Below are 24,915 nucleotides of genomic sequence, written 5' to 3' on the forward strand. Positions count from 1 at the left end.
AACGCTTTAGCCACGTCTGCGCCGGCGCCGGCGCTCACCACCGCCAGCTTCGCTTTCCACGAGTGTTTTTTTCTCCGGCAGTTCGATCGCACCGCGCAGGTTGGGGAAGGGGTCGACCTTGTTCGGCAGCGCCATCGCGTTGACGAAATGCTCCTGGAACTTCGGTTCCAGAGCCGTCTCGATCTTTTCGATATCCCGCACGGTCTGTTCGATTTCCCGGCGGTAACCGCGATTGAGCAGCGCCATGCGCGCACCGGTGCCAGCCGCGTTGCCGACACCTGAGACGCCTGCAAGCGGACAGTCAGGAATCAGGCCAAGCACCATGGCATATTTGGGGTCGATATAGCTGCCGAAGGCGCCGGCCAGCCGGATCCGGTCAAGCCGGTAGGTGCCGAGCTTGTCCTGCAGCAGTTTGACCCCGGCATAGAGCGCGCCCTTGGCGAGCTGAATGGCCCGGATATCGGTCTGCAGGATCGAGATCTCGACGTCCTGGTCGGCAATCAGGTAGGAAAAGGTCCGGCCCCTGGACTGGACCCGGCTGGTCCGTGCCGCCATGGCGCCGTCGATGACGCCGTCCTCGGTGATGAGGCCGGCGAGATACATCTCCGCCACCGCCTCGATGATGCCGGAGCCGCAAATGCCGGTGACACCGACGCTGTCGACCTTTTCGGCAAAACCTTCTTCATCAGACCATTCGTCGACGCCAATCACCTTGAACCGGGGTTCCAGCGTCTCCTTGTCGATGCGGATGCGCTCTATGGCACCGGGAGCAGCGCGCTGACCGGAGGAAATCTCCGCGCCTTCAAAAGCGGGACCAGTGGGCGAGGAGGCCGCCAGAAGGCGTTTCTTGCTGCCGAGGACGATCTCTGCGTTGGTGCCGACATCGACGAGCAGCGTGATCTCGTCGTGTTTGTAAGGGCTCTCGGCAAGGGTGGCTGCAGCTGCATCGGCGCCGACATGGCCTGCGATGCAGGGCAGCATGTAGACCCGCGCGCCCGGATTGAGCTCCAGGTCGAGATCGCGGGCGCTCAGCACCATCGCATCAGAGGCTGCCAGCGCAAACGGAGCGCCGCCCAGTTCCACCGGATCGATGCCGAGGAAAAGGTGATGCATCACGGGGTTGCCGACAAAGGTGGCGTCGAGCACATCGCTGCGTTCGGCGCCGACATCGCCAACCAGCTTGCCGATCAGGGAATTGATCGCCTCACGAACAGCCCTTGTCAGGTCCGGCAGCTTGGCCGGGTTCATCTGCACGTAGGAGACGCGCGACATCAGGTCTTCGCCAAAGCGGATCTGCGGGTTCGACGTGCCTGCCGACGAGACCGTCCGGCCATTTTGAAGATTGCAGAGATGGGCGGCGATGGTGGTCGATCCGATATCGACCGCAAGGCCGTAGACGGCGTTCTTTTCACCCGGCCAGAGCGCGACAAGTGTCGGCAATACACCCCGGTCCTGATGAATGGCCGCCGTGACGGTCCACTGTCCCTTGCGCAGGGTTGTTTGAACGGCCGGCAACAGGATCGGGTCGATGCACAGGTCGGCCAGCCCGGTCGCACTTGTCAGGGCTTCGCGCAGGCGGTCAATATCTCCGCGCGGCGTTTCCATGTCCGGCTCGTCAATGGAGACGGTGATCAGGGAAATTGCGCTGTCCGCATCGATCTGTCGGGCCTCGGCACGCTTGCGCACGACCTGTCGGTTGGTCTGGGCATCGGTCGGGACATCGACAACGAGGTCACCGAGGATCTTCGCCTGACAGGAGAGGCGCCGGTGCGCCGGCAGGTTGCGCAGGCTGGCATAGCGGTTTTCAGCTTCCGTGGCCGCTTCCAGGTTTTTCGCAGCGCTGGTTAGGTTCTCCTTGGCGAAGGTGCCTTCGGAGACCGAGATCTGGCAGCGCCCGCATATCCCGCGGCCACCACAAACCGACTCGACATAAACCCCAAGAGAGCGGGCCGCATCAAGAAGCGGCGTTCCCACCGGGAATGTGCCCCTGCGTCCGCTCGGCTGGAAAACGACTTTGGCGTGTCTGTCTGTCTCGGTCATGGCTGCGATCTGTCACTACCGGTTTCAAACGTTGCGGGACCAGGCCCGCCGGAACTCCCCTCGAAAGGGGGTGCGGAAAACGTGCCTCCCGACACGCAAAACCCCTCCCGCTTGCGGGGAGGGGAAGTGGGGTGGGTGTCTCAACCGGAAAGCTGGAGAAAAACCACCCGGTTTGCGGAGGGGAGAGAACCGCAAACTGTGTTTGCTGTTGCGTCAGCCGGCGCGCCGTGCCGCACGGCCACCACGGCGGCGACCGCCAGCAGCAGCTCCGCCTTCAGCGGGGGCAGCTGTCGCGCCGGCGGCAGCCGGCTGATGGTCGCGATAGGTCATGATCCATTCCTGGCAGTTCGGATCGGTGCCGTTCAGGACGTTGGCGGCGCGGACGGCTTCCATTTCCTGCGGGCGGCACGGGTTCATGATCGCCGAGGTCATGCCGGCACCGATCACCATCGGGATGAAGCCTGCATTGATGCCGTGGCGATGCGGCAGGCCGAAGGAGATGTTGGACAGACCGCAGGTCGTGTTGACCTTCAGTTCCTCGCGCAGACGGCGGAGCAGACGGAACACCTGCTGGCCAGCCGTGCCCATGGCGCCGATCGGCATCACCAGCGGATCGACCACGATGTCATGGGCCGGAATGCCGTAGTCGGCGGCGCGCTCGACGATCTTTTTCGCAACATCGAAGCGCACATCCGGGTCTTCCGAAATGCCTGTTTCGTCATTCGAAATCGCAACAACCGGAACGTCGTATTTCTTGATCAGCGGCAGGATGGCTTCCAGCTTCTCTTCCTCGCCGGTCACGGAATTGACCAGCGGGCGCCCTTTGGCAACTTCCAGACCCGCCTGGATGGCGGCGGTCACGGATGAATCGATGGACAAGGGAACGTCCGTAAGGTCCTGAACAATCTCGAGAGTCTTGACCAGTAGCGGTGGTTCAGTCTCGTTCGGGTTGACCGCGGTCACGCCGGCATTGACGTCAAGCATGGTGGCGCCGGCGGCGACCTGTGCCAGGGCGTCTGCCTTTACGGTCTCGAAATTGCCGTCAGCCATCTCGGCTGCCAGTTTCTTGCGGCCGGTCGGGTTGATCCGCTCGCCGATGACACAGAAAGGCTGGTCGAAGCCGATGATGATTTCCTTGGTCGCGGATGCGACAACGGTGCGGGTCATTTATGCGCTCTCGTTGGCTGTCAGGGTTGAGGACGGGGTTTGAAAGGACCAGCTCCCGCGGCCATGCAGCCAGTCCGCGGTCTTCTGGATCCCGCCGAACGGGTAAACATGGATCTGGGCCAGCTGGGTCGTAGGCTGGCTGGTGACACGGGTTTCCAGCGGCTCGACCATGGTGGCCGGATCATAACCTGCCAGCATGGAGACCACGGCACCGCCGCGCTTCTTCAGGAAGTTCAGAGAGTTCTCGACACCGGCAAAGGCGGCATATTTCAGAAGCGTCGTCATCTTGGCCGGGCCGGCAACGCCGACATGGACCGGGAACTGGTTGCCCCATTCACGCAGCTCGTCGAGCCACAGGCTGACCCGGTGCGGGTCGAAGCCGAACTGGGTGACAATGCGGAATTCGGCATCGCTTTCAGCGGCGAGTTCGTGCTTGCGCATCAGGAACGACTTGATCACGTCCGGCTTGATGTCCGGCGCGCCTTCCGGGTGACCGGCCACGGCAATCTTCTTGATGCCGAGCTTGTCAAAAAGACCGGTTTCCAGGAGGGCGACAGAGGAGGTGAGAGGACCGGCCTTGTCGGCTTCCCCTGCAATGGTCAGCACCTCGGTGGCACCGGCTTCCTGGGTCAGGCGCTTGATCCGGCGCTCGAAAGCCTCCAGAGACGGATAACGGCGGGCGGCCATGTGCGGCACGGCAACCAGCTTGTTGTCGCGCAGGACGCGGGCGGCGTCGACAATCATGTCTTCGGGGCAGTTGCCGAGATCGGTGACATAGACCTGTGTGCCGGCCGGGATAGTCTGCAGTAGCTCGGTCTTTTCGACCACCTGCTTCGGCGACATTTCGGTGGAGGCGGGTAGCCGCCCGTTTTCCAGCAGGCGCTGCTCAGTCATGTTCCGTTCCTCCACTTGCAAGCAAGGTCTTCAGTCGCTCTTTTGGATAAGCGGCGACAAGGTCGTCGAGCGCCGTATCCGCTTCCGTTTCCAGATCGTCAGAGACATCGACAGGATCGGTGCGGCGCCACTCCGCCATATAGGCGTCGCTGTCCTTGGCCCCGATCCGCATCGCACAGGCATCGATCGCTTCCATGAACATGGCCGGCAGCTCCCGACGGGCCGACTTGCGTCCCTTTTTCACCAGGATCTGAGCCGGGATGTCCCGCCAGTAAACGATGATTTTCTGCGCCATAGTCTCTTCTTCCTCCGAAGACCCATGTTTGCCGGAAGCCACGATTTCCGTTTCGCCTGATAGCGGCATCAGCGCGTGAAAAACCGACCTCGCATCAGTCGATTTTGCGACAGTCAGTCGTTGGCCCTGCCGCCGACAAACGGAGCCAGCAGACCATAACCGGTTCGCGTCATTTCAAAGGCCAGGCCGAGGCGCTCTGCGGCCCGGCGGGCGGCGGCCTCCAGCTCCGGATCGTCTGTCTGGGCCATATAGAGAACGCGGGTGTAATGGCCGAAATACATGTCTCTGAGATGCGGGTGCCAGTCGAGTCCGAGAGGCTCGATCACCATGGTCTGGAAATGGCGCGCCAGAAAATCGGTCAGGTAGAAGGTCCCAAGCTGGTCTTCTTCCAACTGGTCGAAGGCTTCGATCCCGGTGAAGAAGGCATAACAATGGGCGCCCTCGATGCGGCGAGCGCCGGTTTCTTCCAGTACAACGTCCAGCAATCCGCCTGTGCCGCAATCGCCATAGGCGACCAGAATGTCGGAATAGACATCGCGGTTCATTGAGATGACGCGGCGGACTTCGTCGGGGATCTTGTCAGGGGTGTTGTGCAGCTGGGCCGGCAGGCAGGTCAGGTCGACATGGTCGAGCTGATTGGCCTTGCGGATCGCGATGATTTCGCGGGCCAGTGCGCCGCAGGCAATAACGAGGACGCGGCCGATCTTGTCGTTCGCGTCCCCTTCGGTCTCGATCGGAAAGAGAGGCTCGCCCGCCCGCATGTCGGCAGCCTCCCGAAACACCGTTCGTCAGCCTCTGTTTGCAAGCTGGTTGTGGCGGCGGGCGATGAGGTCCTTCGCCATTTCCACGGCGACGGCGGCGTCACGGCAATATCCGTCGGCACCAACCGCTTCGCCGAATTCCTCGTTGAGAGGAGCACCGCCAACGAGCACGATATAATCGTCGCGCAGGCCCTTGGCCTTCATCTCGTCGATGACGACTTTCATGTAGGGCATGGTCGTGGTCAGAAGCGCGGACATGCCGAGAATGTCCGGCTGGTGCTCTTCCAGCGCGGCGAGGTAGTTTTCGACCGGGTTGTTGATGCCGATGTCGATCACTTCGAAGCCGGCGCCTTCCATCATCATGGACACAAGGTTCTTGCCGATGTCGTGAATGTCGCCCTTGACGGTGCCGATGACCATCTTGCCGACTTTCGGGGCACCGGTTTCGGCCAGCAGCGGCCGCAGGATGCCCATGCCGGCCTTCATGGCGTTGGCGGACAGGAGCACTTCCGGCACGAACAGGATGCCATCGCGGAAGTCGATGCCAACGATGCGCATGCCTTCGACCAGCGCCTTGGTCAGGATGTCGTAGGGAGCCCAGCCACGCTCAAGAAGGATGTTGACCGCGTCCGTGATTTCTTCCTGAAGACCGTCATAGAGGTCGTCATGCATCTGTTCGACAAGTTCGTCGTCGGACAGGGAGGCGAGATCGATATCTTCTTCGTCAGACATGGGGTAGCTCCACCAGGGCGCGCCACAAGCGCGTAAGGGCCATCAATTAAGGAAAAACCTTATGCCTCAAGCCGGTTTTGCCGATATCTCCAAAGCGACACGGCAAGTCGCTTACGCGACAGGGGAGCGATACCGGCAACTTTGTGAAAAAGTGTGAGCCGAGTCGGGAAAGATTTGTAGCTGTCTAAACTTACGGGGGGCAGAGCGGCAGCCCGATCGCCGAAAAGAAAAAGGGCGGATCTTGCGATCCGCCCGAGTTAGCTGTTCTGGTCCGGACGAGATCAGAACAGCCCTTCAATCTGACCTTGCTCGTCCAGCTTGATGTGGTTGGCCGAGGGCACGCGCGGCAGGCCGGGCATGGTCATGATTTCCCCGCAGATCACCACGATGAAGCCGGCGCCGGCCGACAGGCGCACTTCGCGCACCGGCAGGCTGTGGCCGGTGGGCGCTCCGCGCAGCTGCGGATCGGTGGAGAAGGAATACTGGGTCTTGGCCATGCAGACCGGCAGGTCGCCGAAACCGTCGGCTTCCCAGCGCTTGAGCTGGTCGCGCACGGACTTGTCGGCGAGCACCTCGTCGGCGCGGTAGATGCGCTTGGCGATGGTCTCGATCTTTTCGAACAGCGACAGGCTGTCGTCATAAAGCGGGGCGAACTGTGCCGCGCCGCTTTCAGCAAGTTCGGACACGCGCTTGGCAAGCTCTTCCGTGCCGGCGGAGCCGTTGGCCCAGTGGGTTGCCAGGATCGCGTCGACGCCGAGCTCGGCGCAATAGTCCCTCACGGCCTGCACTTCGGCTTCGGTGTCGGCGGTGAAGTGGTTGATGGCGACAACGGCCGGGACGCCGAACTGCTTGACGTTCTCGATATGGCGGCCGAGGTTGGCGCAGCCATTCACGACCGCGTCGACATTTTCTGCGCCGAGGTCTTCCTTGGCGACACCGCCATTCATCTTCAGGGCCTTGATCGTGGCGACGATCACCACGGCGTCCGGCGACAGGCCGGCCTTGCGGCACTTGATGTCGAAGAACTTTTCGGCGCCCAGGTCAGCACCAAAGCCGGCTTCGGTCACCACGTAGTCCGCCAGTTTCAGGGCCGTCTGTGTGGCAACGACGGAGTTGCAGCCATGGGCGATGTTGGCGAAGGGGCCGCCGTGGATGAAGGCCGGGTTGTTTTCCAGCGTCTGCACCAGGTTCGGCTGCATGGCTTCCTTCAAAAGAACGGTCATCGCGCCATCGGCTTCCAGCTCGCGCGCGGTGATCGCGGTGCGGTCGCGGCGATAGGCAACGATGATGTCGCCAAGACGCTTCTGCAGGTCGTCCAGATCTGTTGCGAGGCACAGGATCGCCATGATTTCGGAAGCCACCGTGATGTCGAAGCCGCCTTCACGCGGGAAACCGTTGGCAACACCGCCGAGGGAGCAGACGATTTCGCGCAGGGCGCGGTCGTTCATGTCGAGCACTCGGCGCCAGGTCACGCGGCGCTGGTCGATGCCCAGCTCATTGCCCCAGTAGATGTGGTTCTCGATCAGAGCGGCCAGCAGGTTATGTGCGGAGGTAATGGCGTGGAAGTCACCGGTGAAATGCAGGTTGATGTCTTCCATCGGAACGACCTGGGCATAGCCGCCACCGGCCGCGCCACCCTTCATGCCGAAGCAGGGGCCGAGAGACGGTTCGCGCAGGCAGATCATGGCGTTCTTGCCGATCTTGTTGAGACCGTCGCCGAGGCCGACCGTCGTGGTCGTCTTGCCTTCACCGGCCGGCGTCGGGTTGATCGCGGTGACCAGGATGAGCTTGCCGCTGTCGCGCCCGTTGAGGCTTTCGATGTAGTCCCCGGAGATCTTTGCCTTCGTGCGGCCATAGGGCAGCAGGGATTCCTCGGGAATGTTGAGCCGCTCACCGATCTCCTGGATCGGTTTCATGCTGGCTGCACGGGCAATTTCGATATCGCTGGCCATGGGTTCTCTCTCCGGAGCGTTGCCAAAATTCAGGTGTCGGGAATACGCCTTTCCGGCGACCCGACATTGGTCAGAACGCTATGGGAAGGCACGGTGGTCGGGATGTTCCGAATGCGACAGGATGCGCCCCGGAAACGACCGGCGGATCAGCCGGTGCGATTTCTTAAGATGGTGACGAGGAAAACCAGCATGGTCAACACGGCCAGAACCGAACTGGCCTTGGCCAGAATCTCGTCGGTACCGTTGATGGCGAGCACAATACCGGGCGCCATTGTGACCACCGTCAGGACACTCATGCCATAGTGGATCCTGGCAAGGCCGGTGGTCGCGGCCTGGGGCACAAGGGCATAGTATGCGCCGAAGACTGAGAGCATGACGAAGCCCAGAAGATTGAGATGTCCATGTGCGGGCGCCAGCGTGTGGTCGGTCGTGGCGGACATGTGAATGCCCCAGACCATGCCGGCCAGTGCAAAGATGGCAGCAGTTGCGAAAAACAGTCGTGGCAATGCAGGCATGCGATCTCCCCCGAAACTTAGCCGCTTGTTGTTCTTGTCGGCCGACGCGACCGTAACACGGTTGCCGCGAAGCGGGGGCGGTGAAAAGAAAAATTGCAAAATCCGGCTGAACGGATTTTAGTTCCGCAATGACAGATTCAGATATTCTCGCCCGTTTGCCCGAACGCCTGAAAAAGGCACGCCGTACCCAGGGGCTTTCCCTGGAGGCGGTGGAAAAGCTATCCGGTGTCTCCCGTTCCATGGTCAGCCAGATCGAGCGCGGCGAATCCAATCCGACCGTTGCGACGCTTCTGAACCTGACCCGCGCACTGAATGTCGATTTTGCCGGCCTCCTGGGCGAGGAGGCTGCGGAAGATCGTGTCGAAATCCTGCATGAGCACCAGACCCCGGCGCTGGATCGGGCGGGCGATGGCTGCAAGATCCGCATCCTGTCGTCGCCTCAGGACACGGGGCGCTTTGAAGTCTACGAACTGATCTTTGCTGCGGGCGGCAAGCTGGAGAGCAAGCCGCATGAGCGTGGCACCCGCGAACAACTGGTTGCGGAGGAAGGCCGGCTGGAGGTTACCTCCGGTGTCGCCAAGGGCCTGATCGGCAAGGGCGACACCGCCCGCTACGCCGCGGACGTCCCTCATTGCATCACCGCCGTTGACGGCCCAGCGCGCGCCATCCTGATGGTGGTGAAGTTCTGACAGCGGCAATGTGGCCGCCTTCGACAACAGTTTCCCAGCACTTCGTTGTTAGCCCGCCGGCAAAGGCGCCTCCGGCCAGTCTTCCGTCACCTCCGCCTGGACCGGCCGGTCCAGGTAGGTGGTCAGGACAACATAGCTGCGGGTCGCCCGGACGCCGGGCAGGGCATAGACCTGAGCCAGGAACTTTTCCATGGCGTCGGCATTGGCGGTGCGGACCTTCAGAATGACGCAGCAGTCACCGGTGACCGAATGCAGTTCTTCCACTTCGGGGAAATCGCGCAGTCTCATCATGCGCTCGCTCTTGCCCCAGCCACTGGCATCGACATGGACAAAAGCCAGAAAAGGCTTGCCGACGGCCATCGGGTCAATCTCTGCCGCGGTACCGGAAATGGTTCCGGCTGCGGTCATGCGCTTGACACGGTCATGAACGGCGGGGGCCGAGAGGCCGACCTTGCTACCGATATCCGCATAGGTCTGGCGTGCATTGGCCACCAGCTCGCCTAATATTCTTCGGTCAAACGCGTCAAGAGCACGCGTTGCTGCCCTGTTCTGCTGAACGATTTCTCTATTTGATGGCATTCGGCATTTTCCGTGTTGCTGAAAATTTTGTTCAGCTTCATGGTCTTCTGCAGAACATCATTCAGCAAGGAAAATTTGCCATGCAGCAGCGGATCATCGATCCGGTGGACGGGATCTATGCGGCCACACCGGACTATGTGCACGCCCTGGAAGTCAGAAATCCGGACAGGTTCCTGTTTGTCAGCGGCACGATGGGCCTTGAACCCTGCGGCAGGGCACCCGCTACGCTGTCCGGGCAACTGGACCTGATCTGGAACAATCTCCGCCGGATCCTGGGTGCGGCCGACATGAGCACAGACAACATCATCCGGGTGACGAGTTATCTCGGCGATCGAGAGTTTGCCGAAGCGAACCAGACGGCCCGGCTGACAGCGCTGGGCAAGCGCCGGGTGCCGACCACCGCGATCGTGGTGGAGACGCTCCAGTCAGACTGGCTGGTCGAGATCGAGATCATCGCAGCGGCCTGAGGCCGATAGCCCCCCTTGGCACGGAAGGATCCCCTCATGCCACTCGACACTTACCTGATTTTCCTGATGACCACCGCTGTCGTCGTTTTTTCACCTGGAGCCGCCTCCGTCACCGTTGCCACGCAAGGGGCCACGAATGGAGGCCGGCGTGCCCTTTGCGGTGTTGTCGGGATCGCTTCTGCCAATGCCGTGTTCTTCGCGTTGTCGGCAACGGGTATTGCGTCGCTGATCCTGGCCTCGCACATGGCGTTTTCGGTTATCAAGTGGGTTGGGGTGGCCTATCTGGTCTGGCTTGGCCTGACGGCGCTCCTGTCGCGGGGCGGAGCAATCCGCATTCGGGAAGGCAAGGGGCGTTCCAGCCTTTCCGTACTGTTTGTACAAGGCTTTGTGGTTGAATTTGCCAATCCAAAGGCGCTGCTCTATTTCGCAGCCATTCTGCCGCAGTTCTTGGACCCGGAGGCTGCCATTCTGCCGCAAATCCTGATCATGGGCGGGACCACCTTCCTGATCGACCTGACATCCTACAGTGCCTACGCCTTTCTGGGTGACCGTCTCACACGAGGCGGATTGAAGGACTGGGTGGTGAACCTGATCAACAAATGCGCCGGTGCCGCATTGCTTTATGCCGGGTTCCGCATGGCAAGTGTCACGGTCACGCGGTAGGGCGCCAATCCTGCCGACAGGGAGCTCAGGTCTTAAATTTCCGTCATATCGGAATTCGCATCTTTTATTGCGAATAAAAATCCGGCATAGTGGATGAAAGATCCATTTTGCCGGAGAATGCCCCGTGTCCGATGCTTTCCTGTCGCATATTTCCGAGACCCTCAAGGAAATCGAAGCCGAAGGGCTTTATAAACGCGAACGGCTGATCACCTCGCCGCAAGGCGGAACCATCACGGTCGGTGGGCGCGAGGTGATCAACCTGTGCGCCAACAACTATCTGGGACTCGCCGACCACCCGGCCCTGGAAGAAGCCGCCCGAAAGGCCCTGGAACCCAAGGGGTACGGCATGGCTTCGGTCCGCTTCATCTGTGGCACGCAGGACATTCACCGGGAGCTGGAACAGCGCCTGGCCAAATTCCTCGGCAAGGACGACTCCATTCTGTTCGCAGCCTGTTTCGACGCCAATGGCGGCCTGTTCGAGCCGCTTCTCGGACCGGAAGACGCGATCATATCGGACGCGCTCAATCATGCCTCCATCATTGACGGCATTCGCCTGTGCAAGGCCAAGCGCTATCGCTATGCCAATTCCGATATGACGGATCTTGAGGCAAAGTTGAAGGAAGCGCGCGAGGCCGGTGCCCGCCATATCATGATTGCCACGGACGGTGTCTTCTCCATGGACGGCTATCTGGCGAAGCTGCCCGAGGTCACGGCTCTGGCCAGGAAATACGATGCGGTTGTCATGGTCGACGATTGCCATGCGACCGGCTTCATGGGGCCGAAGGGTGAGGGCACGCCGGCGCATTTTGGAGTTGACGTCGACATCCTCACTGGAACCCTCGGCAAGGCGCTGGGCGGCGGCATTGGCGGCTACATTGCCGGACCGCAGCCCGTGATCGATCTCCTGCGCCAGCGGGCACGCCCTTATCTCTTCTCCAACTCCCTGCCGCCGGCCGTTGTGATGAGTGGCCTGGAAGCTATCCGTCTGGTGGAAGAAGGCGATAACCTTCGCAAGACCCTGTTCGAAAATGCCGGTTACTGGCGCGCCGGACTGGAAAGTCTGGGCTTTACGCTGCTTCCGGGCGAACATCCGATCATTCCGGTGATGCTGGGCGAAGCCAAGCTGGCCCAGGCCATGGCGGCGAAACTGTTCGAGGAAGGGGTCTACGTCTCCGGTTTCTTTTTCCCGGTGGTGCCGCGCGGACAGGCCCGCATCCGAACACAGATGAATGCGGCGCTCACCCGAGCAGATCTCGATCGGGCCCTGGATGCCTTTGAGAAAGCCGGCAAGGCGACAGGGGTTCTGTCATGAGCAGCAACCAGATGAAGGCGCTGGCCAAGTCCGAGCCACGGGAAGGCCTCTGGATGACCCGGGCTCCGGTCCCTGAAATCGGCCCGGACGACGTCCTGATCCGCATCAACAAGACCGGTATCTGCGGCACCGACATTCATATCTGGAACTGGGACGACTGGGCGGCGAAGACCGTTCCGGTGCCGCTGATCACGGGCCACGAGTTTGCCGGTGAGATCGTTGAACTCGGCAGGAACGTCACCGATCTGGAAATCGGTCAGCGCTGCTCGGGCGAGGGGCACCTGATTGGCAAACATTCCCGACAGTCCCGCGCCGGCAAATTCCATCTTGATCCCGAGACCCGTGGCATCGGCGTCAACGAACAAGGAGCCTTTGCCGAATATCTGCGCCTGCCGGCCTTCAATGTCGTGCCGCTGCCCGATGAGATCGATGACGAGATCGGTGCCATTCTCGACCCGCTCGGCAACGCGGTTCATACCGCGCTCAGTTTTGACCTGGTCGGCGAAGACGTCCTGATCACCGGGGCCGGACCGATCGGCATCATGGCGGCTGCCGTCGCCCGGCATGTTGGCGCGCGCAATGTGGTCATCACCGATATCAACCAGGCCCGCCTCGACCTGGCTACAAAGGTCGCCGATGTCGTGCCGGTGAATGTTGCCGAAGAAGACCTGAAGGGCATCGAGCAGCGGCTGGGCATGAAGGAGGGCTTCGATGTCGGCCTGGAAATGTCCGGCAACCAGGTGGCCCTCGATCAGATGGTGGAGAACCTGGTGATGGGAGGCCGCATCGCGCTGCTTGGCATTCCTCCGGGCAAGTCCCCGGTCGACTGGTCGCGGATCGTCTTCAAGGCCATCACCATCAAGGGCGTCTACGGCCGGGAGATTTTCGAGACCTGGTACAAGATGATTGCCATGCTGCAAAACGGTCTCGATGTCCGCAACGTCATCACGCACCGCTTCGGCGTCGATGACTTCGAAGAGGGATTCGCTGCTATGAAATCGGGCGAAGCCGGCAAGGTTGTGCTGAGCTGGCGCTAGACCAGACAGGTCCAGACTGGCGCCTTCCGCAGACGATTGGCGCCATTTGCTGATGAATGGCGTGATCCGCGAGTGAGTTGGTTGGCGGTGGCGCATAACTTCAGATCCGACATCACGGATCTGGAGAACGTCTGATGACCGCGAAATTTCAAAAAACAGCCCTGGTGACCGGTGCCTCTTCCGGAATGGGCAAGGACATGGCGTTTCGGCTGCTCAACGAAGGCTATGCCGTTTATGCCGCCGCGCGCCGCCTGGAAAAAATGCGCGACCTGGAAGCGGCAGGCGCGCATATCATCCAGATGGACATCTCCAAGGATACCGACATTGTTGCTGCAGTGGACAGGATCCGGCGCGAAGCAGGTGGCGTGGGAGTCCTGGTCAACAATGCCGGTTTTGCGGTTTATGGCGCGATCGAAGACACCGCCATCGAAGAGGCGCGCTATCAGTTCGAGGTCAACCTCTTCGGTCTCGCCCGCCTGACGCAATTGCTCCTGCCTGACATGCGCGCCCACAAATACGGCAAGATAGTCAATGTCAGCTCGGTTGGCGGCAAGATCTACTCCCCGCTGGGGGCTTGGTATCACGCAACCAAACATGCACTGGAAGGCTGGTCGGACTGCCTTCGTCTCGAGGTCGAACAATTCGGCATCGACGTTGTGATCATAGAGCCGGGGCTGATTGAAACCGAGTTCGGCGAGGTGATGAGCCAACCCATGCTGCAAAGGTCCGGCGAGGGCGCTTATGCAAGTCTGGCGCTGGCCAATGCAAAGGCTTTTGACGCCGCCTACAAGGATGGCGTCGGCTCGCGCCCTGTTGTGATTTCGACCTTGCTGATGAAGGCCATTCAGACGGCGCGCCCAAGGACGCGCTATCATGGCGGCAAGATGGCCTCTATGATGCTGTTCTTTCGTCACTGGCTGCCGGATCGCGGCTTCGACCGCCTGATCACCAGCCAGATCAGGCGCATGTTGAAAGAGGTGCAGGTCTCGTCCGGATGAAACAACCCGCTGCGAAATTCACCATCGATATCGGTTGGGCCGGTTTGCTGCAAACACTCGGTGTCAAGACCGAGGATCTCCTTCGGCATGCCGGTCTGCCGCAAGGCCTGTTGTCACAGGCAAGTCCGCAACTGGATTCCGAAGCCTATTTCCGGCTCTGGTCGAGCCTGGAAGACTTGATGGATGTGCCCGAGATGGCGCTGACCATCGGACAGGCGTTGACACCGGAGGGATTCAGCCCGCCGCTGTTTGCCGCATTTTGCAGTCCCAATCTCAAGGTCGCGTTGGAGCGCCTGAGCACCTACAAGCCTCTGATCTGCCCGATGACCATGACGCTTGCAGAAGAAGACGGTCATGTTTCCCTGACACTGAACATGGCCGACCACTGGGAGCTGCCGACTTCCTTCGTACTGATGGAAAACGTGTTTCTGGTTCATCTGGCGCGCCTGGCAACCCGTCGAGAAATCCAGCCGGCCAGGGTGGTCCTGCGGTCGCCGCCCAACGCCCTATCGGCCTACCGCTCCTTCTTTGGCGTCTCCGTGAGCCAGGGCGACGTGAACAGGATCGTGTTTCGCAAGGAAGACACGGAAATTCCGTTTCTCAGCGTCAACAATGCGATGTTCGAAGTCTTTGAACCGGTCTTGAAAAAGCGGCTGTCCGAACTTGAGCAGGACGCAGCCCTTCGTGATCGTGTGCGGGCAGCCCTGACGGAGATGCTCGCCGGCGGGCAGTCGGGCATCGCCGATGTTGCCGACCGGCTTGCCATGAGCGCACGCACCTTGCAGCGCAAGCTCTCTCAGGAGGGCACCAGTTTTCAGGAGATCCTGAACGAGGTCCGGACAGATGTGGCCAGGATCTATCTGACCAAAACCCGCTATTCGAACGCGGAAATCGCGTTTCTGCTCGGCTATGACGACCCGAATTCCTTTGTCCGCGCATTTCACGGCTGGACGGGAGCGACACCCGATGCGAGTCGTCAGGCGGCCCGGATTTCGTGAGCCGGCACGTTGCGTTTCAGCGCGTTGCCGAGGCGATTGCAATCCTGGCGGTTAAATCTTTCCTAATCAATTGAGAGCACTGTGGTTTCCCTGTAACCCGGGTGAACCATGCGTCCCGCAGACAAAAAGAACGCAGTAACCTATCCAAAACTCAGCGGACCGCATATTTGCGTTGGCGCAGGGCAGCAAGCGCTTGACCTTGCGCAAAAGAGCCTGCAAAGCGCCGCCGAGCTGCGTGGCGGCAAGCTCAGCAAGGCAGATATCGCAGCCGTTTTCGAGTTTATCGCGGCATCCCCCGGCCTTTTCGACATCTACCGGTCAAATTACGAGGCCTGTGGCAGGATCCACAAACGTCAGCCGTTCGTGGGGGCCAACAAGGGCTTTTTTGCCATTTCCGTCCTGCGGTTTCTGTGTTTTGACATCGTGCGCAAGGTGTTCGAGCCGCAGATCAAACGCAGTGACAGCGCCTGGGAAATGGAGTTTCTCCACGCCTTCAGCGACTATATCACCCGGACGGCCGACGAGAAATTTGTCGACAGCCTGTCCGATGCCTATCGCAAGCTGGCCAAGGCCCATGGCAACGGCATCACGGCGGTCACGATCGCCAATGATGAGACCATCCAGGAAATCGTGCGTCGCGCAGCCAGAAAGTTCCCGAAAGAACATCTCGACTACGTGAATTTCTCCAACGCCGTGAACAAGGCGCTGTCGGACAAGTACGAGAATTACGGTCCGTCGCCGATCAAGGTGTCCGAACCGGTGATCGAGCAGTTCTTCGAGGCAATGCGAGACAAGACCAAGGCCAACTACTTCCGCAAGATGGTGCTTGGCAAGGTCCGTCGGCCCGTCGCCGGCCTCTGAAACACGCCGCCTCCTTCCTTGACGCCCCACGCGAATCCACCGTCCCCCGGTAACCAAGTTTTTCATTAATGCTCGGCATGAGCAAATGTAACTTGTAAATGCTCAGAGTGAGTATTACTGTCTGATCGAGCCGAGGAGTTCGGTTCATAACACCATCAATTCGGGGGAGACCTGAATGTCCCGTTATCACTACGGCGTCTTTGTCGGACGCTTTCAACCGCTGCATATCGGCCATGAAGCCGTTGTGCGCGCAGCACTGGAAGAGGTCGACACCCTGATCGTCCTGATCGGATCCTCGGCCCAGGCCCGGACGCCGCGCAATCCTTTCACATTCGAAGAACGCGCCGAGATGTTTGCCAAGGTGTTCAAACACGAACTGGCAACCGATCGTCTGGTTATGAAGCCAATCCCGGATCATCCCTATTCCGACGCAGCCTGGTGTGCAGAGGTGCAAAGGGCCGTCAACGACACGGTGCTTGCCCACTACAATCGAGGCGGTGTGGTCCTGCATGGGCTGGATGACATCAGGATAGCCCTGGCCGGTTATGGCAAGGATCGAACCAGCTATTACCTCAAACTGTTTCCGGAATGGGGAAACGTCCAGCTCACCAGCCAGTATGGAACTTTCTCTTCCGCTGATGTGCGCAAGCAGCTGTTCCAGCGCATTCCGGTGATTTCAAGGTCCGTGCTCTCCGACGAGGTCGCAGACTGGCTCGAGACCTTCGCGCTCAGTGAAACCTTTCGCGGGCTCCTGGAAGAGGCGGAGTTTCTGGAAGCCTATCCGAAAGAGTGGGGACGGGGACCGTTTGTGACGGTCGATGCGGTTGTCATTCAGTCCGGCAACATCCTGCTGGTCGAACGCGGACAGGCGCCCGGCAAGGGCCTGCTGGCCCTGCCGGGAGGCTTTCTCGATCCGCGCGAAAGCATTCGCGACGCCGTCATCCGGGAGCTGAAGGAAGAAACATCCATCAGCGATCACAAGGGCGAAATCCCGCCCGCCATGCTGGCGTCCTTTATCGACGGCACCAGGAGCCGGGTCTTCGATCATCCGGATCGCTCGCTCAGGGGGCGCATCATCACCCATGCGTTCCTGTTCCGCCTGCCCGAACGTCGCGAGCTCTTCTCGGTGACCGGCGGCGACGATGCACAATCGGCAAACTGGTACCGGCTGGGTGACCTTGAACCGGAACGGTTCTTCGAAGACCACTGGTCCATCATCTGCCTGATGGCCGAGCTCTAGACAGACGCTGCAAGGGAGCCTTGCAGCCTGCACAACAAGTCAGGTGAGGAGTTCACAATGACAAATCCACTTCTGGCAACGGACAGCTACAAGCAGTCCCACTACAGACAATACCCGCCCGAAGCGCAGCAGATCTCCGCCTATGTCGAGGCGCGGGCCAATCCGTTCTCCGAGAACGTCCTGTTCTTCGGACTTCAGGCCTATCTGAAGAAGGTCTTGCTGAAGCCGATCACGGCGGCAGATATCAAACAGGCCGAACAGGTTTGCGCGGCTCACGGCGTGCCGTTCAATCTCAAGGGCTGGGACCAGATCCTGAAGGATCATGGCGGCCTGTTTCCGCTCGAGATCAGGGCCTTGCCGGAAGGCACGCTGGTTCCAAGCGGTGTGCCGCTGGTTCAGGTAACGAATACCGATACACGCATGCCCTGGCTGACCACCTGGATCGAGACGGCCCTGTTGCGGTCCGTCTGGTACCCGTCGACGGTCGCAACCCTGTCCTTCAAATGCAAGGAGATCATCTATCGCGGGCTTCTGGCAACATCGGATGATCCGGACGCCCAGGTTCCGTTCAAACTGCATGATTTCGGTGCGCGCGGCGTGTCTTCGGCGGAAAGCGCTGCGCTCGGCGGCATGGCGCATCTGGTCAATTTCGCCGGTACGGACACGATGGAGGCGCTTGAAGCGGCTTCGACGTTCTACGGCGCCGACATGGCCGGCTTCTCCATTCCGGCTGCAGAGCACTCGACCATGACCAGTTGGGGCCGAGACCGTGAGGAACAGGCCTATGCCAACATGCTGGACCAGTTCGCGGAACCCGGCAAGCTGGTGGCCGTCGTTTCGGACAGTTACGACATCGACAATGCCGTTGAGACCCTTTGGTGCGGCAGCCTGAAGGAGAAGGTGCTCAGCTCTGGTGCAACCGTCGTGATTCGGCCGGACTCAGGCGATCCGGTTGCGACGCCGCTCCGGGTTCTGGAAACGCTCTGGACCCACTATGGCGGCACGACGAACGGCAAGGGCGCGCGGGTTCTCAATCCCGCAATTCGTGTCATCCAGGGGGACGGCATGACGCTGGAAAGCATCCGGCACCTGATTGAGGCGCTGGTCGACAGGAACTGGTCCGTCGACAACATCGCCATGGGCATGGGCGGCGGCCTGTTGCAGCAGCTCAACCGCGACACCATGCGCTTTGCCATGAAAGCCAATGCCATGCGCACGGCAGACGGGACCTGGATCGATGTTGCCAAGAACCCGGCCTCGGACCCCGGCAAGGCGTCCAAGGCCGGACGGCAGGCCGTCATTGAACGCAGCGGCCGGCTTACGGCTGCAAGGAGTGATCAGGTCCCGGCGGACGACGATCTGCTTCAAGTCGTTTACAGGAATGGGGAGCTGGTGAAGGACTGGTCCTTCGAGGAGGTCAGACAGCGGGCGCAGAATGCTCTGCTTTCCGCAAGCTCTTGAGCATTTTCTTGAGGGGCAAGGCGGGCGGCTGTTTCAGGCCGTCCGCAACCAGTCGGTCTCGAATGTGACCTCGGCACAGCCGGAAAACCTCGCCATGCGTTCCAGTTCAGCCTGCAGTTTTGCAAGGCGGCCCTTTGACGTCCTGACGCCCTGTTCCGGCCAATAGGCGCGCACATGCAGCCGGTCTTCGCCGCGCAGGGATTTCATGTCGATCCGGCCGATCAGCCTGTCGCCCTCCAGCACCGGGAAGACGTAATAGCCGTATTGGCGTTTGGCTTCAGGCACGAAGATCTCGATCCGGTAGGAAAACCCGAACAGGCGTTCCGCGCGCTTGCGGTCCCGCAGGGCCGGGTCGAACGGGGAAAGGATCCTCACGCGGGTCGGCGGGGCCGGCAGGTCGTCCAGCGAGTCCAGTGTCTCGGGGAACATGAACACTTTCCGGATGGCGCCGTCGACGCAAGCGATTTCGGCTTCCATGATGGAGCCCGCGGCAAGCGCGGCCCGGCACCAGGTCTTGGCCTCATCCGGCGTAATCAGGTCCCAGAAAGCTGCGATTTCGCCCGATGTCGCGAACCCGAGGCGCTCCAGGGCCGATCGGGCGGCCCAGTCGACCGTCTCGTCCGTGTCATGGTCATGACCGAGATGGTGGGAAGGGATGACCCTTTCGGTCAGGTCATAGATCTTCTGGAAATTCCTGCGCCCGGCAACGGACACCTCGCCGCTCCGCCACAGGAATTCAAGCGCTGCCTTGGATGGGTGCCAGTTCCACCAGCCGCCACTGTTGCGCTTCTCGTCCTCGCCGACTGTTGCCGATGTCACGGGGCCATGGTCGCTGATCTGCTTCAGAATAGCGTCGATCTTGCCTTCAAAGCCGTTGTTGTGCCAGTTCCGCCAGCGCGTGATCAGATTTTCCTTGTCACGCGCAAAGCGCAGCCGCCAATGACGAAAAAACTCGGTCGGTATGACCGAGGCGTCGTGGGTCCAGTGTTCGAACAGGTGCCTGTCGCGTTCCATCAGCAGCCTGAGGTTCTTTTCCTTATACGCTGGCCGGCGCGCGGCCAGAATCATGTGATGGGCGCGGGCAACGGTGTTGATGCTGTCCAGCTGAACAAAGCCGATCTGATCGATCACGGCAAAAAGATCGTCTCCCTTGCCGCTACCCCTGGGGGCGCTGGCGAGACCGTGTTTATCCAGGAAAAGGCGCCGCGCGGTATCGTTCGGCAATCGGGGCAGGGCAGAAGGTGTCATGCCGGGACGTTAGCACTTTCGATGTGAGGGTAAAGATGCGGGCGGACTTATTGTCATTTTTGCCAGAACAATCATTTCCGGCTGCAATGTAGGACAAATTCAACCAGGGTACTCGTATTGCGTGTTCTTTTTTCGTTGACCTGATCGCCTGTTCAGTTTCACTATGGGGTCGTGTCGAATTCGGGCTAGTCAAAATTTCCATGAAATATTTCAAGGCTTTTCAGCTGCGAGCGAGTCTGCTTGCCTTTCTTTTTTACTGCGCCCCCTTTCCTGGGGCTGCCTGGGCTGAGGCGGAAACCTGCACGCAGGTGAAACTGAACGGGTCGGGCGTCTGGTATCCGGTCTCCATGCGCCAGAAGTCGCAGGACGTCCTGGGAGGCGTCTTTCCGGAGCTTGCCGGTGACATCTTCCAAAGCCTGGACACGCCGGTGGAAATCGGGCCGGACATGCCCTGGAACCGGCTGTTGACGCTCCTGGAAAGCGGCCGCTACGACGTGCTGGCCGGCGCCTATTTCACCAAGCCGAGGCAGGAAAAATTCGGTGTGAGCCAGGCGGTGATGACCGAAGAAGTCGGCGTTTTCATTCGCAAGGATCTTTCTGATCGGCCGAGGATGCTTGAGGACCTAGTTGGCCTGCGTGGCGTCGCGCCTTTTGGCGCAAGCTTTGGCGAGGACTTTGACAGTTTTGCCGCCGACAGGCTGACCATCGATCGCCAGCCGGTGGATGAGCCGATCACCTACATGCGTCTGCTGATGGAAGACAAGGCAGATTATCTGGTCATCGCCCGCCAGGACGGTGCCATGATGATCTCGGAGGCTGACGCTGGTGATCATGTGGTGGAGCTACCCTGGCCGGCGGCGGTCAACACACTGCATTTCCTGTTTTCAAAGGCAACGCCGTGCATTGCATTGCTGGAGCGGTTCAACGCCGTGTTGGAAGCAAGGAAGGCCAGCGGTGCACTTGAGGCCTTGATCAAGCTCCACCAAGTGTCGGAAGGTGACGGCTAGCTGAGATACTGTCTACGCGATCAGGGGGAGATGTGTCGGAAATACTCTTCACCGACCCGGCTCTTGTCCTGGTTGCAACCCTTGTTTTTCTGACCGCCGGTGTCATCAAGGGGCTTGTTGGCTTCGGCTTGCCGACCATTGGACTCGGCCTGATGACGGTTTTTGTCGGGGTTGAAGCGGCCATGGTCCTGATTCTCTGGCCGGCTTTTCTCACCAACTTCTGGCAAGGCCTGTTTGGCGGCCATCTGCGTAGCCTGCTCTCTCGCCTGTGGCCATTTCTGATCAGCTCGGTTCTCATGCTCGGGGCGGGCACATTGATCCTGACCAAACTGCCGGAAGGGGCTGCTGACGTCCTGCTGGGCCTCCTGATGATTGCCTATGCGGTGCCCTTGCTCGCCGGCGCGCTTCTTGTACTGCCAGCCAGGCTCACCACACCCGTCGGCATTGTGACCGGGCTCGTCAACGGTGTTCTGGCCGGGCTCACAGGATCCTACACCGTGCCAGGCGTCATGTATTTGCAGGCCATCGGTTTGCCGAGAGACCAGCTGATTCAGGCCATGGGGCTCCTGTTCCTGCTGTCCACGCTGGCCCTGGGGGCTTCGCTCGGCAGCTTCGGCCTTGTCGGAGGCCGGGAGGCCATTGCATCGCTGGCGCTTTGCATTCCGGCGCTCAGCGGCGTGTGGCTGGGGCAGACCATACGCCGAAAAGTGTCGGAAGCTGCCTTTCGCCGCCTCGTCCTGGCGGCCATCCTGGCGCTCGGTCTTTACCTGCTTCCGCTTGGCGCCTGGCGACTGATGGCATGAGACGAGGGTGAGCGGGCTTTCTTCGGCGCCATAGCAGCAACGGAAAACGCCGCGGCAGGCCGCGGCGTTTGAAGCAGATTTTGATGTCTTCAGGCCTACTTTGCGACCAGTCGCATCGGCGTTGCGGTACCGACACCGGACGTCGACTTGGTGTTGGCCCACTGGTAGGACTGGCGCTCCTCGGTCGGCGTGCACAGGAAACGCTCGCGGTAGCACTTGGTGAAGTGCGAGGTGGAGGCGAAGCCGCAGGCAAGGGCCACATCGAGCACAGGCCGGCTGGTCCGGCGCAGGAGATCGCGGGCGGTTTCCAGACGCAGGCGCAGGTAATACTGGCCCGGCGTGCAATTGAAATGGCGGCGGAACAGCCGTTCGAGCTGGCGCGGCGAGAGGCTGACCGTCATGGCGAGCTGCTGGCAGCTCAGCGGATCCTCGATATGCAGGTCCATGATCCGGATGGCATCCAGGATCTTGGCGTTGGAAATGCCCGTGCGTGCCTCGATGTCATGGCGCTGTGCGGATTCACCGGAACGCATGTTCTGGTAAAGGGCCACTTCGGCGACTTCATGAGCCAGATATGCGCCGTGCTGGATCGCGATCAGGCGCAACATCATGTCGAGGGAGGCCATGCCACCGGCACAGGTGATGCAATTCCGGTCGATTGCAAAGATGTCGGAGGTAACTTCCACATCCGGAAACTCTTCACGCAAGGAACGCAGGTTCTCCCAGTGAATAGTGCAGCGGCGACCATCAAGCAGATTGTAGCGGGCCAGCAGATAAGCGCCCGTGCAGATGGCGCCGAAGGTGCGGCCCATGGCATTCAGACGGCGCAACTTGTTGCCCAAATCCGGGTCGAGAGGCAGCCGTTCGACATCAATACCAGTACACAGAAGTGTAATATCTGCGTCGTGAAGCTCACGAATAGACTTTTTTACTGCAACTTCGCAGCCGTTGCTTGCGACGACTGAATTCCCGTCAAGGGAATAAGTCGTCCAAGCGTAATATTCGCGGCCAAGCAATCGGTTTGCTATACGCAGCGGTTCGATCACGCTTGCAAATGCGTTCATGGAGAAGCGGTCCATGAGCACGAATGCTATGGACTGGCCTGATTCATCGTGTGCGCGTCCGGACATTTACTTTGCCTCATTGGAAGGTATTATTGAAGCTTGTCTTTGCTTTGCAGTAAGTTTTGCATTTTTTATTTGTCTGTCAAATAAAAAAATCAGAAGAGGTAATCTTTCTTGGGAGTGTCACATTCATGGTGAAGGCGCGTTAAACCCGATCATCCAATTACGAAACATTTCGTTGGCTGTGGGCGTCTTCCAGGCGGCCCGCCAAATCCTGCATTCCGTAAAGTGAGTGCGATTGAAGATCACCTTTGATACCGTTCCCCCAAGGCGCCGTGTGCAGAGACACGATCATGGGAACCCTTGAAGACCTGGCAGCGGCTTGCAGGCTGTCGCGTCAAGGGCGCGGCGGACGTATGAACACGGTGAGGATTGTGTTAGAGTTGCTCTTTCAACCCTTGCGTTAGCGACCTGGGTGCAGTCTGAATCATGTCTCGTACCAAACCGGAGCATGAAACGGGAGCTGGAGGCGCATGAGGGACCTCGCTCGCCTGACCTTGAGACGGGCACTCGGATATGCGTTCCCAAAGTTCAAAAAGGAGCTCGGAAAATGAGCCGTTCCCGGAAGCCTTTCGGGCTGCTTTCAGTGGCGTTGTCACTTGGTGCTTTCCGTATTCTTGCACCGATCGCCAATGCCGAAGGCCGGCTTGGAAGGATCGAAGACAGGCCAATCGAATCCTCGGACTTGAGGGGAGAGTTGGAGGCCAACTCTCTCAGTCGTGATCTGGAACGCCCGATTGCGGGCGACCTTGCAGCCGACGGACCGGAGGGCGTTTCGGACGATAGAATTGACCGCGGAGAAATCGACCGGAAGCTCGGCAAGGAAGATATCCATGCTTGCAAGGATGGCGTATTTTGCTCTCCGTTTTAGAACAGCTTTTCTCTGCTTGATCCTTGTTGGCTCGGTGATGACGGTCTGTCTTGAACCAGCAAACTTCTGGTTCCTCACTCTCTGAACGGGGATTTGTTCTGCTTGCTGAAGTGGTCCGGACGGCGTATGCATCGCAGATCAGGAGCACCGGTCAGCGGCGATGACCCAAAACCTGACCAAAATTAGAATGATTTTTTTGCCCTTTGGCGATTTAGTGGATCCGCGTTGCTTCAAGTCAATGCAAGAGTGATGCTACATGGGGCACAATTCAACGTGTGCGACGATTTACGGACCCCGACTGAAATGAATGTACTTGCCAAACCTGCTGACCTCGAAGCAGCCGCTCCGGCCGGCGTTTTCGTGGAAGAAGTGAAAACCGTCCAGCATTACACCGACCGGCTGTTCCGCTTCCGCATGACACGCCCGGCGAGCTTTCGTTTCCGTTCGGGCGAATTTGTCATGATCGGCCTGATGATCGACGGCAAGCCGCTTTATCGTGCCTATTCGATTGCCAGCCCGGCCTGGGATGAAGAGCTCGAATTCTTCTCCATCAAGGTTCCGGACGGACCGCTGACGTCGCATCTTCAAAAGATCCAGCCCGGCGATGCGGTGCTGATGAAGAAAAAGCCGACCGGCACCCTGGTGAACGACGCGCTTGTCCCGGGCAAGCGGGTTTACATGTTCTCTACCGGCACAGGTATTGCACCGTTTGCCAGCCTGATCCGGGATCCCGATACCTACGAGAAATTCGACCAGGTGATCCTGACCCATACATGCCGCGAAGTGGCCGAACTGAAATATGGCGAAGACCTGGTGCAGGAAACGATCAACGACCCGCTCATCGGCGAATTCGCCAAGGACAAGCTGATCCACTACACCTCCGTCACCCGTGAGGACTTTCCGCGCAAGGGCCGGATCACCGATCTGATCAAGTCCGGAAAGCTGTTTGAGGATCTGGGCGTTCCACCGCTTGATCCCGCAGTCGACCGGGGCATGATCTGCGGCTCCATGGACATGCTGCGCGACACCAAGGCTCTGCTGGAAGAAGCTGGCCTGAACGAAGGCGCCAACAACAAGCCGGCGGAGTTCGTCGTGGAGCGCGCTTTCGTCGGTTAAACCTCGACGTTCATTGAGAATCACAAGGGCCGGAGAAATCCGGCCCTTTTTGCATTTTGACCGAGGAGCAGGTTTCCCGGCGGGT

Annotated in this window: 26 protein-coding genes; 15 read left to right on the top strand and 11 right to left on the bottom strand. The window is 60.0% G+C overall.

Annotation, left to right across the window (positions count from 1 at the left end):
- Positions 1–6 precede the first annotated feature (6 nt).
- From CHH27_RS02565 to CHH27_RS02600, 8 genes are all read right to left on the bottom strand, one after another.
- Entirely contained in the window at positions 7–2,040 is a 2,034-nt protein-coding gene (locus CHH27_RS02565; RefSeq protein ID WP_094070189.1) for an ASKHA domain-containing protein, read from the bottom strand.
- Positions 2,041–2,253: 213 nt separating this feature from the next.
- Positions 2,254–3,207, bottom strand: coding sequence for a methyltetrahydrofolate cobalamin methyltransferase (locus tag CHH27_RS02570; protein ID WP_094070190.1), 954 nt, complete (start codon positions 3,205–3,207; stop codon positions 2,254–2,256).
- The gene (locus CHH27_RS02575; protein WP_094070191.1) at positions 3,208–4,101 is read right to left on the bottom strand and encodes a 5,10-methylenetetrahydrofolate reductase; all 894 of its coding nucleotides are present in this window, start codon (positions 4,099–4,101) and stop codon (positions 3,208–3,210) included.
- Positions 4,094–4,396 carry a virulence factor gene (locus CHH27_RS02580; RefSeq protein WP_094074472.1) on the bottom strand — a complete coding sequence of 101 codons (303 nt, stop codon included), beginning with the start codon at positions 4,394–4,396 and terminating at the stop codon, positions 4,094–4,096. Before CHH27_RS02580 ends, CHH27_RS02575 begins: the two co-directional genes overlap by 8 nt.
- Before the next feature lie 113 nt (positions 4,397–4,509).
- Positions 4,510–5,157: a DUF1638 domain-containing protein gene (locus tag CHH27_RS02585; protein ID WP_198338334.1), complete on the bottom strand. Its 648-nt coding sequence runs from the start codon at positions 5,155–5,157 to the stop codon at positions 4,510–4,512.
- Between the two features lie 27 nt (positions 5,158–5,184).
- Positions 5,185–5,889, bottom strand: coding sequence for a B12-binding domain-containing protein (locus CHH27_RS02590; RefSeq protein ID WP_094070193.1), 705 nt, complete (start codon positions 5,887–5,889; stop codon positions 5,185–5,187).
- A gap of 281 nt (positions 5,890–6,170) precedes the next feature.
- Positions 6,171–7,841, bottom strand: a complete 1,671-nt coding sequence (locus CHH27_RS02595; RefSeq protein WP_094070194.1) for a formate--tetrahydrofolate ligase — start codon at positions 7,839–7,841, stop codon at positions 6,171–6,173.
- Between the two features lie 146 nt (positions 7,842–7,987).
- On the bottom strand, positions 7,988–8,356 hold the full coding sequence (locus CHH27_RS02600; protein ID WP_094074473.1) for a hypothetical protein: 369 nt from the start codon (positions 8,354–8,356) through the stop codon (positions 7,988–7,990).
- 128 nt (positions 8,357–8,484) lie between these two features.
- Here CHH27_RS02600 and CHH27_RS02605 point away from each other — a divergent pair, with 128 nt between their 5' ends.
- A complete protein-coding gene (locus CHH27_RS02605) occupies positions 8,485–9,045 on the top strand; it encodes a helix-turn-helix domain-containing protein (RefSeq protein ID WP_094070195.1) in 561 nt (186 codons plus the stop codon).
- A 48-nt stretch (positions 9,046–9,093) separates the two neighbouring features.
- Here CHH27_RS02605 and CHH27_RS02610 read toward each other — a convergent pair whose 3' ends face one another.
- The gene (locus CHH27_RS02610; protein ID WP_094070196.1) at positions 9,094–9,624 is read right to left on the bottom strand and encodes an Lrp/AsnC family transcriptional regulator; all 531 of its coding nucleotides are present in this window, start codon (positions 9,622–9,624) and stop codon (positions 9,094–9,096) included.
- Positions 9,625–9,704: 80 nt separating this feature from the next.
- Between CHH27_RS02610 and CHH27_RS02615 the strand changes: the two genes are divergently transcribed.
- From CHH27_RS02615 to CHH27_RS02655, 9 genes are all read left to right on the top strand, one after another.
- Positions 9,705–10,091, top strand: coding sequence for a RidA family protein (locus CHH27_RS02615; protein ID WP_094074474.1), 387 nt, complete (start codon positions 9,705–9,707; stop codon positions 10,089–10,091).
- A gap of 36 nt (positions 10,092–10,127) precedes the next feature.
- On the top strand, positions 10,128–10,754 hold the full coding sequence (locus tag CHH27_RS02620; RefSeq protein ID WP_094070197.1) for a LysE family translocator: 627 nt from the start codon (positions 10,128–10,130) through the stop codon (positions 10,752–10,754).
- A 124-nt stretch (positions 10,755–10,878) separates the two neighbouring features.
- Complete coding sequence (locus tag CHH27_RS02625) at positions 10,879–12,066, top strand: glycine C-acetyltransferase (RefSeq protein WP_094070198.1); 1,188 nt, start codon at positions 10,879–10,881, stop codon at positions 12,064–12,066.
- Positions 12,063–13,103: an L-threonine 3-dehydrogenase gene (gene tdh, locus CHH27_RS02630; RefSeq protein ID WP_094070199.1), complete on the top strand. Its 1,041-nt coding sequence runs from the start codon at positions 12,063–12,065 to the stop codon at positions 13,101–13,103. The genes CHH27_RS02625 and tdh overlap by 4 nt, the downstream gene beginning before the upstream one ends.
- 134 nt (positions 13,104–13,237) lie before the next feature.
- Positions 13,238–14,101 (top strand): oxidoreductase, encoded by an 864-nt coding sequence (locus CHH27_RS02635; protein ID WP_094070200.1) that lies wholly within the window; start codon positions 13,238–13,240, stop codon positions 14,099–14,101.
- Positions 14,098–15,099 (top strand): AraC family transcriptional regulator, encoded by a 1,002-nt coding sequence (locus CHH27_RS02640; protein ID WP_094070201.1) that lies wholly within the window; start codon positions 14,098–14,100, stop codon positions 15,097–15,099. The genes CHH27_RS02635 and CHH27_RS02640 overlap by 4 nt, the downstream gene beginning before the upstream one ends.
- Before the next feature lie 108 nt (positions 15,100–15,207).
- Positions 15,208–15,960: a hypothetical protein gene (locus CHH27_RS02645; protein WP_094070202.1), complete on the top strand. Its 753-nt coding sequence runs from the start codon at positions 15,208–15,210 to the stop codon at positions 15,958–15,960.
- A 175-nt stretch (positions 15,961–16,135) separates the two neighbouring features.
- Positions 16,136–17,200, top strand: a complete 1,065-nt coding sequence (locus tag CHH27_RS02650; RefSeq protein ID WP_094070203.1) for an NUDIX domain-containing protein — start codon at positions 16,136–16,138, stop codon at positions 17,198–17,200.
- A 57-nt stretch (positions 17,201–17,257) separates the two neighbouring features.
- Positions 17,258–18,661: a nicotinate phosphoribosyltransferase gene (locus CHH27_RS02655; RefSeq protein ID WP_094070204.1), complete on the top strand. Its 1,404-nt coding sequence runs from the start codon at positions 17,258–17,260 to the stop codon at positions 18,659–18,661.
- Positions 18,662–18,694: 33 nt separating this feature from the next.
- Here CHH27_RS02655 and CHH27_RS02660 read toward each other — a convergent pair whose 3' ends face one another.
- Complete coding sequence (locus CHH27_RS02660) at positions 18,695–19,909, bottom strand: winged helix-turn-helix domain-containing protein (RefSeq protein ID WP_094070205.1); 1,215 nt, start codon at positions 19,907–19,909, stop codon at positions 18,695–18,697.
- A 308-nt stretch (positions 19,910–20,217) separates the two neighbouring features.
- On the opposite strand from CHH27_RS02660, the gene CHH27_RS02665 reads away from it, so the two are divergent.
- On the top strand, positions 20,218–20,916 hold the full coding sequence (locus CHH27_RS02665) for an ABC transporter substrate-binding protein (RefSeq protein ID WP_157738652.1): 699 nt from the start codon (positions 20,218–20,220) through the stop codon (positions 20,914–20,916).
- Positions 20,917–20,948: 32 nt separating this feature from the next.
- The gene (locus CHH27_RS02670; RefSeq protein WP_094070207.1) at positions 20,949–21,719 is read left to right on the top strand and encodes a sulfite exporter TauE/SafE family protein; all 771 of its coding nucleotides are present in this window, start codon (positions 20,949–20,951) and stop codon (positions 21,717–21,719) included.
- Positions 21,720–21,814: 95 nt separating this feature from the next.
- Here the strand turns inward: CHH27_RS02670 and CHH27_RS02675 are convergent, their stop codons facing one another.
- Complete coding sequence (locus CHH27_RS02675; protein WP_094070208.1) at positions 21,815–22,849, bottom strand: GlxA family transcriptional regulator; 1,035 nt, start codon at positions 22,847–22,849, stop codon at positions 21,815–21,817.
- Between CHH27_RS02675 and CHH27_RS27915 the strand changes: the two genes are divergently transcribed.
- The 3 genes from CHH27_RS27915 (at position 22,797) to CHH27_RS02685 (ending at position 24,830) form a co-directional block, all read left to right on the top strand.
- Positions 22,797–23,075 carry a hypothetical protein gene (locus CHH27_RS27915; RefSeq protein WP_198338510.1) on the top strand — a complete coding sequence of 93 codons (279 nt, stop codon included), beginning with the start codon at positions 22,797–22,799 and terminating at the stop codon, positions 23,073–23,075. The genes CHH27_RS02675 and CHH27_RS27915 overlap by 53 nt on opposite strands.
- A gap of 318 nt (positions 23,076–23,393) precedes the next feature.
- Positions 23,394–23,714 carry a hypothetical protein gene (locus CHH27_RS02680; RefSeq protein WP_157738653.1) on the top strand — a complete coding sequence of 107 codons (321 nt, stop codon included), beginning with the start codon at positions 23,394–23,396 and terminating at the stop codon, positions 23,712–23,714.
- 303 nt (positions 23,715–24,017) lie between these two features.
- Positions 24,018–24,830: a ferredoxin--NADP reductase gene (locus CHH27_RS02685; protein WP_094070210.1), complete on the top strand. Its 813-nt coding sequence runs from the start codon at positions 24,018–24,020 to the stop codon at positions 24,828–24,830.
- Positions 24,831–24,915 lie beyond the last annotated feature (85 nt).

The organism is Labrenzia sp. VG12 (assembly GCF_002237595.1).
Lineage (GTDB): Bacteria > Pseudomonadota > Alphaproteobacteria > Rhizobiales > Stappiaceae > Roseibium.

What these genes read in the sequence shown, in the direction of transcription:
- CHH27_RS02565 (WP_094070189.1), bottom strand. Translation starts at nt 2,040, where the DNA reads ATGACCGAGACAGACAGACACGCCAAAGTCGTTTTCCAGCCGAGCGGA.
- CHH27_RS02570 (WP_094070190.1), bottom strand. Translation starts at nt 3,207, where the DNA reads ATGACCCGCACCGTTGTCGCATCCGCGACCAAGGAAATCATCATCGGC.
- CHH27_RS02575 (WP_094070191.1), bottom strand. Translation starts at nt 4,101, where the DNA reads ATGACTGAGCAGCGCCTGCTGGAAAACGGGCGGCTACCCGCCTCCACC.
- CHH27_RS02580 (WP_094074472.1), bottom strand. Translation starts at nt 4,396, where the DNA reads ATGGCGCAGAAAATCATCGTTTACTGGCGGGACATCCCGGCTCAGATC.
- CHH27_RS02585 (WP_198338334.1), bottom strand. Translation starts at nt 5,157, where the DNA reads ATGCGGGCGGGCGAGCCTCTCTTTCCGATCGAGACCGAAGGGGACGCG.
- CHH27_RS02590 (WP_094070193.1), bottom strand. Translation starts at nt 5,889, where the DNA reads ATGTCTGACGAAGAAGATATCGATCTCGCCTCCCTGTCCGACGACGAA.
- CHH27_RS02595 (WP_094070194.1), bottom strand. Translation starts at nt 7,841, where the DNA reads ATGGCCAGCGATATCGAAATTGCCCGTGCAGCCAGCATGAAACCGATC.
- CHH27_RS02600 (WP_094074473.1), bottom strand. Translation starts at nt 8,356, where the DNA reads ATGCCTGCATTGCCACGACTGTTTTTCGCAACTGCTGCCATCTTTGCA.
- CHH27_RS02605 (WP_094070195.1), top strand. Translation starts at nt 8,485, where the DNA reads ATGACAGATTCAGATATTCTCGCCCGTTTGCCCGAACGCCTGAAAAAG.
- CHH27_RS02610 (WP_094070196.1), bottom strand. Translation starts at nt 9,624, where the DNA reads ATGCCATCAAATAGAGAAATCGTTCAGCAGAACAGGGCAGCAACGCGT.
- CHH27_RS02615 (WP_094074474.1), top strand. Translation starts at nt 9,705, where the DNA reads ATGCAGCAGCGGATCATCGATCCGGTGGACGGGATCTATGCGGCCACA.
- CHH27_RS02620 (WP_094070197.1), top strand. Translation starts at nt 10,128, where the DNA reads ATGCCACTCGACACTTACCTGATTTTCCTGATGACCACCGCTGTCGTC.
- tdh (WP_094070199.1), top strand. Translation starts at nt 12,063, where the DNA reads ATGAGCAGCAACCAGATGAAGGCGCTGGCCAAGTCCGAGCCACGGGAA.
- CHH27_RS02635 (WP_094070200.1), top strand. Translation starts at nt 13,238, where the DNA reads ATGACCGCGAAATTTCAAAAAACAGCCCTGGTGACCGGTGCCTCTTCC.
- CHH27_RS02640 (WP_094070201.1), top strand. Translation starts at nt 14,098, where the DNA reads ATGAAACAACCCGCTGCGAAATTCACCATCGATATCGGTTGGGCCGGT.
- CHH27_RS02645 (WP_094070202.1), top strand. Translation starts at nt 15,208, where the DNA reads ATGCGTCCCGCAGACAAAAAGAACGCAGTAACCTATCCAAAACTCAGC.
- CHH27_RS02650 (WP_094070203.1), top strand. Translation starts at nt 16,136, where the DNA reads ATGTCCCGTTATCACTACGGCGTCTTTGTCGGACGCTTTCAACCGCTG.
- CHH27_RS02655 (WP_094070204.1), top strand. Translation starts at nt 17,258, where the DNA reads ATGACAAATCCACTTCTGGCAACGGACAGCTACAAGCAGTCCCACTAC.
- CHH27_RS02660 (WP_094070205.1), bottom strand. Translation starts at nt 19,909, where the DNA reads ATGACACCTTCTGCCCTGCCCCGATTGCCGAACGATACCGCGCGGCGC.
- CHH27_RS27915 (WP_198338510.1), top strand. Translation starts at nt 22,797, where the DNA reads ATGAGCACGAATGCTATGGACTGGCCTGATTCATCGTGTGCGCGTCCG.
- CHH27_RS02675 (WP_094070208.1), bottom strand. Translation starts at nt 22,849, where the DNA reads ATGTCCGGACGCGCACACGATGAATCAGGCCAGTCCATAGCATTCGTG.
- CHH27_RS02680 (WP_157738653.1), top strand. Translation starts at nt 23,394, where the DNA reads ATGAGCCGTTCCCGGAAGCCTTTCGGGCTGCTTTCAGTGGCGTTGTCA.
- CHH27_RS02685 (WP_094070210.1), top strand. Translation starts at nt 24,018, where the DNA reads ATGAATGTACTTGCCAAACCTGCTGACCTCGAAGCAGCCGCTCCGGCC.